The organism is Yoonia sp. I 8.24 (assembly GCF_022096995.1).
Lineage (GTDB): Bacteria > Pseudomonadota > Alphaproteobacteria > Rhodobacterales > Rhodobacteraceae > Yoonia.
Map to the genome: position 1 here is coordinate 543,641 of NZ_JACXGQ010000003.1, position 11,298 is coordinate 554,938.

At 54.5% G+C, this 11,298-nt stretch carries 20 protein-coding genes; 9 read left to right on the forward strand and 11 right to left on the reverse strand.

From position 1 onward, the window contains the following. The first annotated feature begins 83 nt into the window (after positions 1-83). Positions 84-1,100 carry a site-specific integrase gene (locus Yoon_RS08445; protein ID WP_238111702.1) on the forward strand — a complete coding sequence of 339 codons (1,017 nt, stop codon included), beginning with the start codon at positions 84-86 and terminating at the stop codon, positions 1,098-1,100. A 347-nt stretch (positions 1,101-1,447) separates the two neighbouring features. On the opposite strand, the gene Yoon_RS08450 is transcribed toward Yoon_RS08445, so the two are convergent. From Yoon_RS08450 to Yoon_RS08490, 9 genes are all read right to left on the reverse strand, one after another. Further along, positions 1,448-2,071 (reverse strand): hypothetical protein, encoded by a 624-nt coding sequence (locus Yoon_RS08450; protein ID WP_238111703.1) that lies wholly within the window; start codon positions 2,069-2,071, stop codon positions 1,448-1,450. A gap of 57 nt (positions 2,072-2,128) precedes the next feature. Next, a complete protein-coding gene (locus tag Yoon_RS08455; RefSeq protein WP_238111704.1) occupies positions 2,129-2,401 on the reverse strand; it encodes a hypothetical protein in 273 nt (90 codons plus the stop codon). A 3-nt stretch (positions 2,402-2,404) separates the two neighbouring features. After that, a complete protein-coding gene (locus tag Yoon_RS08460; RefSeq protein WP_238111705.1) occupies positions 2,405-2,680 on the reverse strand; it encodes a hypothetical protein in 276 nt (91 codons plus the stop codon). Next, entirely contained in the window at positions 2,677-2,919 is a 243-nt protein-coding gene (locus Yoon_RS08465) for a hypothetical protein (RefSeq protein ID WP_238111706.1), read from the reverse strand. The genes Yoon_RS08460 and Yoon_RS08465 overlap by 4 nt, the downstream gene beginning before the upstream one ends. Positions 2,920-3,016: 97 nt before the next feature. Further along, entirely contained in the window at positions 3,017-3,340 is a 324-nt protein-coding gene (locus tag Yoon_RS08470; protein ID WP_238111707.1) for a hypothetical protein, read from the reverse strand. After that, entirely contained in the window at positions 3,337-3,513 is a 177-nt protein-coding gene (locus tag Yoon_RS08475; protein ID WP_238111708.1) for a hypothetical protein, read from the reverse strand. Before Yoon_RS08475 ends, Yoon_RS08470 begins: the two co-directional genes overlap by 4 nt. A 153-nt stretch (positions 3,514-3,666) precedes the next feature. Then, positions 3,667-3,957, reverse strand: coding sequence for a hypothetical protein (locus Yoon_RS08480; RefSeq protein ID WP_238111709.1), 291 nt, complete (start codon positions 3,955-3,957; stop codon positions 3,667-3,669). Then, a complete protein-coding gene (locus Yoon_RS08485; RefSeq protein ID WP_238111710.1) occupies positions 3,954-4,226 on the reverse strand; it encodes a hypothetical protein in 273 nt (90 codons plus the stop codon). The genes Yoon_RS08480 and Yoon_RS08485 overlap by 4 nt, the downstream gene beginning before the upstream one ends. A 275-nt stretch (positions 4,227-4,501) precedes the next feature. After that, positions 4,502-4,846, reverse strand: a complete 345-nt coding sequence (locus tag Yoon_RS08490; protein ID WP_238111711.1) for a helix-turn-helix transcriptional regulator — start codon at positions 4,844-4,846, stop codon at positions 4,502-4,504. A gap of 379 nt (positions 4,847-5,225) precedes the next feature. Here Yoon_RS08490 and Yoon_RS08495 point away from each other — a divergent pair, with 379 nt between their 5' ends. Continuing rightward, positions 5,226-5,660 (forward strand): hypothetical protein, encoded by a 435-nt coding sequence (locus Yoon_RS08495; RefSeq protein ID WP_238111712.1) that lies wholly within the window; start codon positions 5,226-5,228, stop codon positions 5,658-5,660. A 94-nt stretch (positions 5,661-5,754) separates the two neighbouring features. Here Yoon_RS08495 and Yoon_RS08500 read toward each other — a convergent pair whose 3' ends face one another. Beyond that, a complete protein-coding gene (locus Yoon_RS08500) occupies positions 5,755-6,012 on the reverse strand; it encodes a hypothetical protein (protein ID WP_238111713.1) in 258 nt (85 codons plus the stop codon). Between the two features lie 467 nt (positions 6,013-6,479). On the opposite strand from Yoon_RS08500, the gene Yoon_RS08505 reads away from it, so the two are divergent. The 7 genes from Yoon_RS08505 to Yoon_RS08535 are packed head-to-tail and all read left to right on the forward strand — an operon-like array spanning position 6,480 to position 10,777. Next, positions 6,480-7,016: a hypothetical protein gene (locus Yoon_RS08505; protein ID WP_238111715.1), complete on the forward strand. Its 537-nt coding sequence runs from the start codon at positions 6,480-6,482 to the stop codon at positions 7,014-7,016. 13 nt (positions 7,017-7,029) lie between these two features. Then, entirely contained in the window at positions 7,030-7,608 is a 579-nt protein-coding gene (locus Yoon_RS08510; RefSeq protein ID WP_238111716.1) for a hypothetical protein, read from the forward strand. Continuing rightward, complete coding sequence (locus tag Yoon_RS08515; RefSeq protein WP_238111717.1) at positions 7,601-8,323, forward strand: DNA methyltransferase; 723 nt, start codon at positions 7,601-7,603, stop codon at positions 8,321-8,323. Before Yoon_RS08510 ends, Yoon_RS08515 begins: the two co-directional genes overlap by 8 nt. Beyond that, positions 8,320-8,895 (forward strand): hypothetical protein, encoded by a 576-nt coding sequence (locus Yoon_RS08520; protein WP_238111718.1) that lies wholly within the window; start codon positions 8,320-8,322, stop codon positions 8,893-8,895. Before Yoon_RS08515 ends, Yoon_RS08520 begins: the two co-directional genes overlap by 4 nt. Next, positions 8,885-9,514, forward strand: coding sequence for a helix-turn-helix domain-containing protein (locus tag Yoon_RS08525; protein ID WP_255698732.1), 630 nt, complete (start codon positions 8,885-8,887; stop codon positions 9,512-9,514). Before Yoon_RS08520 ends, Yoon_RS08525 begins: the two co-directional genes overlap by 11 nt. A gap of 25 nt (positions 9,515-9,539) precedes the next feature. After that, positions 9,540-10,127, forward strand: a complete 588-nt coding sequence (locus Yoon_RS08530) for a hypothetical protein (RefSeq protein WP_238111720.1) — start codon at positions 9,540-9,542, stop codon at positions 10,125-10,127. Continuing rightward, a complete protein-coding gene (locus tag Yoon_RS08535; protein ID WP_238111721.1) occupies positions 10,124-10,777 on the forward strand; it encodes a transcription termination/antitermination protein NusG in 654 nt (217 codons plus the stop codon). The genes Yoon_RS08530 and Yoon_RS08535 overlap by 4 nt, the downstream gene beginning before the upstream one ends. 93 nt (positions 10,778-10,870) lie before the next feature. Here Yoon_RS08535 and Yoon_RS17945 read toward each other — a convergent pair. Further along, on the reverse strand, positions 10,871-11,298 hold a 428-nt coding region (locus Yoon_RS17945; protein ID WP_370642147.1), incomplete at its 5' end, for a calcium-binding protein.

Consider the following 11,298-nt stretch of genomic DNA (forward strand, 5'->3'; position numbering starts at 1 on the left):
ATGTCACCCGGTGACATCATTCCCCAGACAAACATAGACAAAGCTGGCGTCACGCACAGGGCGCAAGGTCGTTTGTCCTTGCTTTGCAGGCACGTTTTGCCAATTCATTACGAATAAATTCCCAAGGATTCGTAATGTCCAGCATCAAGAAATTACCGTCAGGGCGTTGGCAGGCTCAAATTGCGCGTCAAGGAATCAGAAAATCCAAGTCATTTAAGTCTCGACAGGAGGCCAAAGACTGGGCTGCGCGCGAAGAACATTTAATTCTTAACGTCGAAGTGACTGAAAGAAGTGTGACCTTGGGGGAGGCGTTTCTGCGGTATGCCCGCGAGGTATCTCCGCGCAAGCGCGGGGAGCATTGGGAAGTTTTACGCCTGAGGCGTTTGCGCAAGGAGCCGTTTGCTGGCATTGAATTGACCGCGCTTAAGGCGTCCGACTTTGCCACGTGGCGGGACAAGAGGTTGGAGACTGTAGCGGGCGGGACGGTCACTCGCGAACTCGGCCTGATATCCGGTGTCCTTACTATTGCCCGACAGGAGTGGGGCTATATGACCAGCAATCCGTTGATCGATGTGAGACGCCCAAAGCCCGCGCGTCCTCGTGATCGTCTCGTGACAGAGCGTGAGCTGGAAGCGCTTTCAATCTCTGCTGGTACCGATCTAACTAAGGCCACGGCGCGCGCATTTCATGCATTCCTATTCGCTATTGAAACGGCGATGCGGTCGGGGGAGTTGCTAGGGCTGACTTGGGGCAATGTAGATATAGACAACCGGGTGGCGCATCTACCGATCACAAAAAATGGTACGGCGCGTGACGTGCCGCTATCAAGTGAGGCGGTTCGGTTGTTGCTTGCTTTGCCGCGTGCCGATCCAATATTCGATTTGGATGCGGCGACGAGGGATGCTCTTTGGCGCAAGCTTCGGGATCGCGCGGGCATTGAGGGGCTGACGTTTCACGATGCAAGGCACTCTGCGATCACGCGATTGGCGCGAAAACTGGACGTCTTGGATTTGGCCCGGATGGTTGGGCATAAGAACATTTCGCAATTGATGACCTACTATAATGAGCCAGCTGCATCTATCGCGAAGCGCCTTGATTGAGTCGGACCATCCGAACGCCGCATTCGTTTCGAGCTTCCAACTCTCCAGCATCGATCCGTCTAGTGACCGTGCGAAGGCTACGACCGATGTGGGCCGCATACTCTTTTACAGTTACCCAGTCGGGGCGTGGTGTCATTTCAACTGCGTCCAAACGCTGATGAAGGCGTTTAATCTCCGCCGTTAGATTTTCAATGGCCGCTGGGTCCACGGCGATCAATGTTGGTTGCATGGCTAGGCCTCTCTCAGGTCTGCGCAATTCGCAGCCACGAACGCCGCCCCGACTGGCGGGCTGACACTGTTGCCGCATTTGTGGGTTTGCTGTGTTTTGGGGATTGGCTTGCCGTCCATCACAGAGCGCCCGTTAAGATCGACGCATCCAACTTGGCCTGTCGATCAAATCGATCACCGCCTAAACGGTACTGGCGAATGCCCCAACGGATCGCACGACAGCACCAAATGTATCGGAATGTGAATTCATCAAGGTCATGGTCCCACAATTCATCAATGCGAAAGTTACTGCCATCCCAAGTGCCGTATGGATTGGCATCAAGGTCTATGTGATCAAAGAAGCGATAGGCTTCGTCCATGCTTTCGATATTGCCGCCCCAATCTTCACTCTTTAGGGCCGCTTTGACTGCGCGGCGGTGCGCCTTGTCATCGAATTCAAAATCGGCGAAATGCTCCTTTACCAAAGCCTGAAACTTGTCACGACTAAATGATTTGTACCCGCCGTTCTTGTCGATGGATTCCAGCTTTTGCCCCCAATAGCTTGGGTTGATGTCGTGCGGATCGCGCTTGCTGTGGTCAAAGAACTCAAACATGTCGTACAGGCGTGAGAAAACGTATGATCCACAATCACCCGTAATGCATAAGAAGCCCGGCCAAGTGTGCAGGTCAAAGCGGTAGGTGCTGGAATTCGATTTCGAAAACCGGATGTGTCTGTTTGCGCCATCATCCTGAAGAATGGTCATGCGGTGATCTGATGTATCGCTTAGAAATCTTGGCAACGTGCAGGAATATGTCATCGTTCAATTCTTTCCTTGTTGGCGGCGCATGCGCCGGATGCAGCGGTTCATGATGCGTTGGCGTTCGGCGATCAGTTCGTCGAGGCTTTGCTTGCGGCGGTTGATGCGGCCATGCAGTTTTGCCAAACGGCGAAGTTCGACAACGTTTGCGAAATGCAACCAAGCGGCCCGCAGGCCGAAAGGTTCATTTGTGTCAGTGGCTTGCTGGCTGTTGTGGCCAATGGTTGGCGAGGCTTGTGTAGTGGGTGCCGCTGTACATTTGATTGCGTCGGGCATGATTTATCTCGGGGATTGAATGCGGCCCGCCCAAGCGTCGAACTCGGTGCGCAGCATCTGAAATTGGGTGCGGGCGGTTGGGTCGCTGGCCAGCTGACGGCGGCTTTTGATTTGGCAGCAGTCGCGCAGGTATTGCGCAGCGGCACTGGTGCTGAACTGCTGGTCGGGCAGACCGCTGCGTGTTGCGGCAAACTTTTGGAATTGCGGGTCGTTGCACAGGATGCCCGCTTGTTGTGCGGGCTCGAGCGCGTTGAATGGTTTGCGTTGTTGCGATGTCATTTCTTGACCTCGCCTTTGTCGTTCACCATCCGCCATAGATCAGTGGCAAGCTGGCGTTCGGCATGATCGCGGCTGTCGTTTAAGATCGTTTTGCAGGCGCGACGGATGCGGGCGTCTGAGTGGATTTCGATATCGTCCAAAACCCCACGCGCCCAACCCAAGCGCTGCGCAATTTCGCAACGCTTGGGGGGCTTGCCCGCTGTCGTCGTGTGAGTGGTGGTCGGGGCGGGGCTGTTCATTTTGCGCACGCAGGCCGTGTTGGTGCAGGGTTAGCCCGCGCCCGCACGTTTGCTTCGTCAAGAAGTTGGGCAACGAGGGCACCCATTGGTAAAGTCATCATTGGAACCGTCCTTGTTGGTTGGTCCCGCCAACGGGCGGGTGCGCGGTGATAAAGCCGTCGTCTTCGATCTGCGCGGCAACGGCATTGGCGGATATGATCCAGTTGCGGATTGTCTCAGCCTCGGTCGCGCCAAAGGCACTGACATTGTGCAGGCTGATTTCGAACATGTGGCTAGACGTGTCGGTGCTGGCAGGCGGTACGTAGGTTCCGCCATTTTCCATGACCGCGTTCATGAATGCATCTTGATGGCCGTCGCAGCCGCAGCGCGAGAGGCACACAAGGAAGTCCGACAGAGGGTTGTTCAGCAGTTGCGTGGTCATCGTGCCACCTGCTGATCAGTAGCTTGCGACATTGCCTGCAGGCGGTGCTGGCGGATGGTTTGGCCGCGTGCAGCTTTCAGCGCTGCCCATGCGAGCGTGCGAAGATTGCGAGAGTGAAACCACTGCGGGTTTCCGGCGATGTCGCTAGCTTGGGCTGTGTTTTGCTTTTGCATTTGGCGTTCTCCATTTGATGGATGCACGCTAGTATGGACAAAAGTCCACGTCAACAATATAATGGACAAAAGTCCCTTTCGCATGAGCGTGAAAATTTTCACACAAAAAAACCCGCGCAATGGCGGGTTGATTTATCTAACTGGGTGGGTCGATTAGCTGTTGGTGAACATAGACGCTATTTCACTGCGCAGGATTACAGCAATGATGCCCAAAACATAGACTGCCAGCCACTTGTAATCTATTTTGCTGTCAAGCTTTGCATTCACTTCCGCGAGCGTGACCTTGATGTCGGTCATGTCTTTCCGCATTGCGCGCAGGTCATTCTCTAGTGATGATACACGATGTTCCATGCCGTCATGTGTACCACCGCCGCCGCCGCCTTTCAAATTATTTGAAACGAGGTGAATGATATCTGCGCTTGGCTTTTGGGGGAATTCGCTCATTTCTCGTCCTCCGGCCATATGAGTGCCAGTGCATCTCTGCTCGCTTCGGAAAATTTCTCAGTGAGATCGGAGCGCTCTCTATCTTCTTCTTCGCTAGCAGGTTGGTTTAGGGGTGTTTTCATTGCCCTTATTGTCGAAAGGTTGCTTAATATGCGTCCATACAGCGCCATATTATAGAGCAGTGCGTCACGCTTATGCGCAACATCTTTTTCGGCCTCAAGGGTGGCGATACGCGTCTCTAGGGCGGCGAATTTTGCCTCTATATCCATTATTCCTCAATCAACTGCATTAATTCACGGGACAGTAATCTGTGCAGTCTGCGCTGATTCTACTATATATCCAACATCATACCCGAGATTGCAGTGTAAAGTTACCCGCAACCTCGAGGTGTTGCGTAGTTGATGTTCGTCAAATGTTCCATTATTGATTTGTGGTGATCAGATAGTTTCTGGCTGCAAGGGTACACGCCGTATCGGTCGTCTGCGAGACCATGCGCCCCGTTTGTTGAAATACAGGTGGGGTGCGTAAATGCAAAACCAAGATATTATTGACTATCTTTGTCAGATTGTTTCCGAGCTTGACCGCGCGCGGCGATCTGAGCTTTTGCAGCGTTTAGCAAAAACTCGCGTTCCGAAGGTTCTAGCTGAGAAAGAGTCTTTGCTAAATCAACATCTTCTTTCGATATGGGGTGACCAATGAAGTTGTCCAGGGTTTTCCCAAATGCCGCTGCAATTTTTCTGGCATCTTCTACGTTCGTTTTGGCGGTCTCGCGCTGACGTAACTTATTGAGTTGATCCTTGGAGACACCAGAAACGCGCGCGAGCTCAGCAACAGACATTTTTGTTTGTTCAAGCATTTCAACTAGAGCGTCGCGGAAGGTTTTAGTCATGCTGTGAGCATAAGTTATTCGCGGACGATGGTGTAGCGGACAAAAGTCCATTGACTTGAATTGGACAAAAGTCCACATATGGGGCATGAATGAAAAACGTATCATAAAAATGATTGAAGCATTTTCGGTCAACTCTGGCCTTGCAGCTTCTACTGTTTGTGAGCGGGCCGTTGGAAATAGTCGACTCTATTCGCGTCTTTTGAATGGTGGGACTTGTTCGCTTCGGATCGCTGATCGGTTGAGCGAATATATCGTGACAAATAGCAAGGAGGCCGCACCATGAACGCGGCCCGTTTACTGGACTTTTGACTTCGAGTTTCCTTTCCATACTGCAGTTGTGCCGCATTGATGCCCGTGTGCAAAGGAAACGGGGTTTCGGATGTCTGATCTTTTGAAGCTTTCCCGCGCCCATATGAAATCAATCGTCGGTTGGTTTGGATGCTATGACGCGGTGGCTGCAACGATCAACGCGCGTTGGGGCGGGGGTTCCAGCAAGGGGACCGTCAGCAAGAAAGCGTCCGGCGCGCTGGATTGGACGGTGGCAGACGTGATCGCGCTAGAAGACGCGTCCGAGCAATTCCCAATCACGCAAATGATGGTCAAGCGCTTAGACGCTCACGAGGTGATCACTGATATTTGCCTGATGTCATTGACGGGCGTGATCGCCAAAGAAAACGGAGAAGCCATATCGGCCATTTTGGCGGCTGAACAATCCAGCAGCGCAGATGATCGTGTTTGTGCAATTAAAGAAATCGAAGAAGCCATCGTCGCACTAGAGCAAGCGCGTGCACGTCTTGCGGGGCGTGCCGAATGAACGCCTCAACCCCAATGCCTCGCCGCGCATCAACCACCGCGCGGCCAACTGTGGGCACAGCAACATGTCCCGTCGCTGTGCCCGTTTTTTTAAGTTAGTTCGTGCGTTTTCGAAGCGGTTTCCCGGTAAGAATATCCAGCGCGACTTGCCGCGCGCAGGGGTGTGTATCACCGCGAAAGACCTCGCCAACCCGATGGGTATTGGTGCCAAGCTTTTGCGCAACACTGTGATAGCTGTCACCTTTTTGCCGCAAAATTACAGCAGTAATCGCCTCATCGAAGGTGAGACTCTTGCGGCTGATTTCGATACGGTTCAATGGCACCCCGGTCAGGGGATGCTTATCAATTGCCATGGTAGGTCCTTTCCTATGGCATGTGCGGCGGCGGATTGCAGTCCGGTCGTCGCTGTTAGCTGCGATGTGTGTGTCGCAGTTACACAAGCCGGGCGACTGAGTGCCAATCGGTCGTCCGGCATTTTCTCACCAGTTCAATCTGACATTTGCCAAAATGAATCGGTGAGAAGCCAAAGATGGCAGACGCGGATAGGGCTAACAAGGTTAAGGAACCTATCCCTTAAGAAGCTTGACACGTTTGTTCATGGTTTTGCTGGGCTATTGGTGACGCGTCATGCGCGTGGTTTTACACATAGTTTTTTGAGCACATGCGACCGCAATCTTTTCCCTTTTGGGGCGAAGGTCGCCGGGAAGGTCATACCGGGGGGGCGTGGCCGGTCGCGTTCAATGTGCCCCTCTACCTCCTCCCTGTTGGGACTGGGCGCGTGGTTTATGCCGCGCGCCCAGACTTGCGCGGGGATAGCCCTTTGACTGTTTGCGCAGATATGGGGTTGGAGGGTTTGGATAACCGCCTCTATGCGCTTTGGGCGACCGGATTTACCCGCCGCTGGCATATGAACCCGGCGATGTCTTGTTTCGACGATTACAACTGCGGACACCAAGGCCGCTGTGCGCAACTGGTGATCACGCTTTTCCCTGACCATTCGATTGAATTGCTCCGCGCCGCCGTCACGCATGACGCAGCAGAGAGCCGCGTTGGCGATCTGGCGCGCCCATTCAAAGAATGTGGTGGTGATCTTGTAAAGGCGCATGCCGCGTTGGAAGGTCAGGTGCTGCGCGCGATGGGGTTCAAGGAACCCTTGACGCTTGATGAGGCAATGCGCCTGCAACTGGTCGATTATCTTGATGCCTTTTTGTTTGTTGAACTGCGCCACCCTGCAGAGGTCGCGCGCAATGGCTGGCCAGAGGCCCGCGATTGGCTGTTGCTGCGGTCCCGCCTGCTGAACTGTCACGATGAGGTGGCGGGCATCCTGAGCGCGTCAGCAAAGGCGGATTTCACATGAGGAGGCGGCGCTGATGTCCAGGGCGATCAAATACGATGATGATGAATTTCGGCGCCTCTGGTCGTCCGGTGCAGCAACGCGACAGATTGCAGAGCGCTTTGGTTCATCAAAGAGCGCAGTATCGGTTCACGTCAAACGCCTTGGTCTCAAGCCCCGCCCGTATGGCCGGCAAGCGCCGATGGTTATCAAAGATACGCAGGCGTTTCGAGACGCATGGGCATCAAAGCTATCCTATGCTGAAATCGGTAAGGCGATGGGCTGCAGTGCTGACACGGTCAAGCGGGCAGGGATTAGGTTTTGCTATCCCAAACGGAACTTGCGCCGGACCGCTGTGCCGGAGCCAGTCGCATTGCCGCCAACCCGCGCGGGTGTACGGCGTGACGATAGCCAAGTTTCGCTTTTGGCAGAGCCTTGGTCGTTAAAATCTGGGGCCCATGCAGAGGCGCCACGGGCGCGGTGGCAGGCTGAGGTTGCGCGCCTTGCTGCACATGGGTTTGACGCGCCGATCATTGCTAAGAAGCTCATCTGTCATGAAATCGACGTGCGGAACGAATTGGCGCGTTGTCAGGTGGGCGGTGCTGGCCATGTCTAATACTTTCCACGAGATCACTATCGGTGATTGCCGGTTGATCTTGGGCGATATGCTTGAGGTGTTGCCAGAGCTAGATGTGAGCGCCGATCTAGTGGTCACCGACCCCCCGTATTTGCTTACGAGTGGCGGCACGGCTGAGCAATCGATGGGCGGCATCTTTGCCCATGCGGCCTACGCAAACGATGGTGCGCTGATGGATGTTGTCCCCTGGAATGACATGGGTGGTCCATTGTACCGCGCATGCGCAGCCAACGCTGATTGCTACGTGATGTCGAACGACAAGAACATCTTTGCCGCTGGTGGCGCGTTTCTGGGGGCAGGGTGGCAATTCCATAACCTGCTGGCTTGGGACAAGGTTCGCGCAACTCGTAATCGCTGGTACATGAAACACCTCGAGTACACGCTGTATTTTTGGAAGGGCGCGGCTGACCCGAAGGGCATCAATGATTGCGGGTCCAAGCAGTTGTTCACGTTGAATGCCCCGCGTCGCAGCGATCATCCGACAGAAAAGCCGGTCGAACTGTTTTCACATTACATCCTGAATTCATCGCACCAAGGCGACCTCGTGCTTGATCCGTTCATGGGGTCGGGCACGGCCATGCTGTCATGCATTGCGCACGGTCGGCGGGGCATTGGGATCGAGAAAGACCCAGATCACTTCGCGACTGCCGTAAAGGCCGTCACCGAGGCATATCAAGCAAAGGAAGCAGCATGACCCGCACAACGCAAGAGAAGCGAGGGAATCCCATCCTTATTCGTGGAAAGGCATACCCCTCGCAGGCTGCGGCTGCGCGCGCGTATGGCGTGTCTTGTGCTGCGATATCTTATGCGCGGTCGCGTGGGGCATTAGATCGTGTCGGGCTCACCACGCGCCTGCGCGAAACCGCAAGCGAGTGTGCAGACCCGCCTGCGACCATCGCGCCTACAGAGCCGTCATCTGTGCAGCGGGTGTCGCTGCACAAACACCTCTTACCGATCTTTCATCCACGTTGGTGTCCGCGCGACGATCTTGCGCTTGTGCGGGCCAAAGCGGCGGGGCGAAATTTCTCTGAGATTGCCCAAAGCTTAGGGCGGTCGCGTATTGCTGTTGAGCAGCGCTGGCACCGACTGCGAAATGTTCCAGATATCGAAAAGCATCTCAAAGCCTATCAGCCCCTTGGCGCGCCCTACCCAGTGGCAGGCTTGTCTGTTGCGCCCGAAGAACCCGTGTCCAGAATCCAGACACGGGATCAGTCAGGGGCCGCCGTATTAACACGATCCGATGGGGGGATTGACCATGAGTATTGAGGCTGTCCGTTGGGCATTTGATCAGCGAGGCCTCAAGCCTGCCGCGAAGCTTGTCCTCGTATTCCTCGCTGACTGCCATAATCGCCACAGCAAGCGCTGTGACCCCTCACAGGCGCTTCTGGCGAGCGAGTGTGAGATGTCGCGGGCAAGTGTGAATGTGCATCTTAAGGCGCTTGAGGATGATGGTTTCATTCGTCGGATACAGCGCTCAAACGCGAAAACAAAGAAGCAAAAGAGCACGCTTTACGTCTTGGGGTGCGATGATGAAAAACCACAAGATGATGTGAAAGCCGTGTCCAGAATCCGGACACGGGAACAGGCAAAAGCCGTGTCCAGAAAACGGGCAATCCCGTGTCCAGAAAATGGGGGTTCCCGTGTCCAGACGTCTAGACACGAACCTGAAAAGAACCGGAAAAGAACAGCGTGCGCGACAAAAACTGCACCATTCTTCACAGCTGATGAGCGATCCGAAGCCGGGCAGATTGCGGATCACATTCGCGGCGGCGGTCGGATCAACGCTGGCGCTGTTGGGCAACGGGTGCGTGCCTGCATCGCCGACGGCGCATTGCTGACCGATGATGAAATCAACAAGCACGGTTTGCGTGTAGCTGAAATTTAGAATTGCTGAGAAAAGGAAAGCGCGGATGGATAGCACAAAACAGGCCGATGGCGAAAAGCGCGTTGATGCGGTTTTGATTAAACCTTTGCAGCGCCGGGGTTTGGCAAAGCCGGGTAGCCTGACCAAGGCGCAATTCGAAGAGATGATCAAAGATCTTTGTGCGCGTCTGGCGTATATGTCCGCACCCAACCTGATGGCGCTCGAAGAGCAGGCCGCGTCAAATGCGGGCGGCAAGGACCGTGATCGTTTTCCGATTGCCAATCGCATCTTGGAATGGGCGGGCCAGATCCAGTCGCCCAGTGACGAGGCATCCCCGTTGATCCGTGCGGTGTTATCATCGCAGCTTGGCGTGGATGCCCTGGCCGCTGGTTGGGCACCGGAATTGCTGGTCGAGCTTAAGAAAAACCGTCGCTGGCCGAATGCCTATGTGATTACCCAAATCAAGCAATCTGCGGGCGATAGCGTAACCCGCATGATCCGCAGTGATGAGGCTTTGGCGCGTGGCGATGAGCTTTCGCCTGACCTCGCAGCTTGGCGCGCCCGCCGTCTTGCCGCCCTGCAGAAGTGCCGTGACATCGCTGCGATGGGTCAGGTTGATGGGGCAGGGGTATGAACGCAATGACCGAAGTAACTGCCCGTCAAATCCAATGGTTCGCCGTGCGGATGAAGCCCAACGCCAATGGTGGGCCACGCACGGCAATTGTGGACGTTGAGAAAGCGAAGTACGCGGATCGTGCCGGTAAGATCGGTTACCGCACTGTGAAAGGTACGGGGAAACGGGTTTTCCTCCCTGAGCATTTGTTGAAACGTGCTGGTTTCGAAGTGTTTTTGCCCGTGAAGAAGGTTCAGCGGATCAAGAACCGTTTCACCAAAGAAAAACATTTGGTCTCCGTTCCGCTGCTGGCTGATTGGATCTTTGTGGGCTGGCCCGTTGATGAACATCGTTGGCAAGAGCTTATGGGGTTTGATGTGGTGGCTGGCGTGATGGGCACGGGGGGGCGGCCAATTCAAATGTCGGACGCTACTGTGATGCGCATGATGCGACAGTTCAGCGGAGACCGCGTATCAGGCGCTGTGCGGCGACGGATGCAAGCACGCTTGGATTTCGGGATTGGTGATTGTGCACGTATCACCGAGGGCCCTTTGCAAGGCCAATCGGTGCGGGTCATTGACATCAAAGGCGTCACGGCGCGCGCCTGCCTCAATATTCTTGGTGGCGATGTCGAAATTGAGTTGGGCGTTGATTTGATGAGGAGTCAGTAAACCGTCTGTGTGTAAGCAAGGCGGTTATCGGTGGCGTTGAGCCTTTCACCCAGATGGGCTCACAAGACTAAACGCCACCATTTGTTTCTTTCGTTATGCAAACAAGAAGTCGTCTATCGTTAACACAGTATTATTCACAGTAATGCTGCTATCGACGCCATAGTTAACGACAGTATCGCCACTCATTGTGTCGATCTGGATATCGTTTTCTGTCAATCCCGGAGTAGTGAAGACAATGAAGTCCGTACCATCCGCAAAGTCTGTAATGACGTCATCCCCATCATCGGCAGCAAAGATAAACTGATCACTCCCGTAGCTACCTGTGAGCGTATCATCGCCCAAACCACCAGTTATGAAATCATCGCCAGAGCCCGCACTGATCGTGTCGTTGCCGAGGCCGCCGTCGATAATGTCGGCAAAGGCTGTGCCAGTAATGGTATCGTCACCATCAGTTCCTTGATCCAACACCGCACGCGCCACAACGGCAGCATTGCTATCAAGCGTGCCATCACTGAACAGAA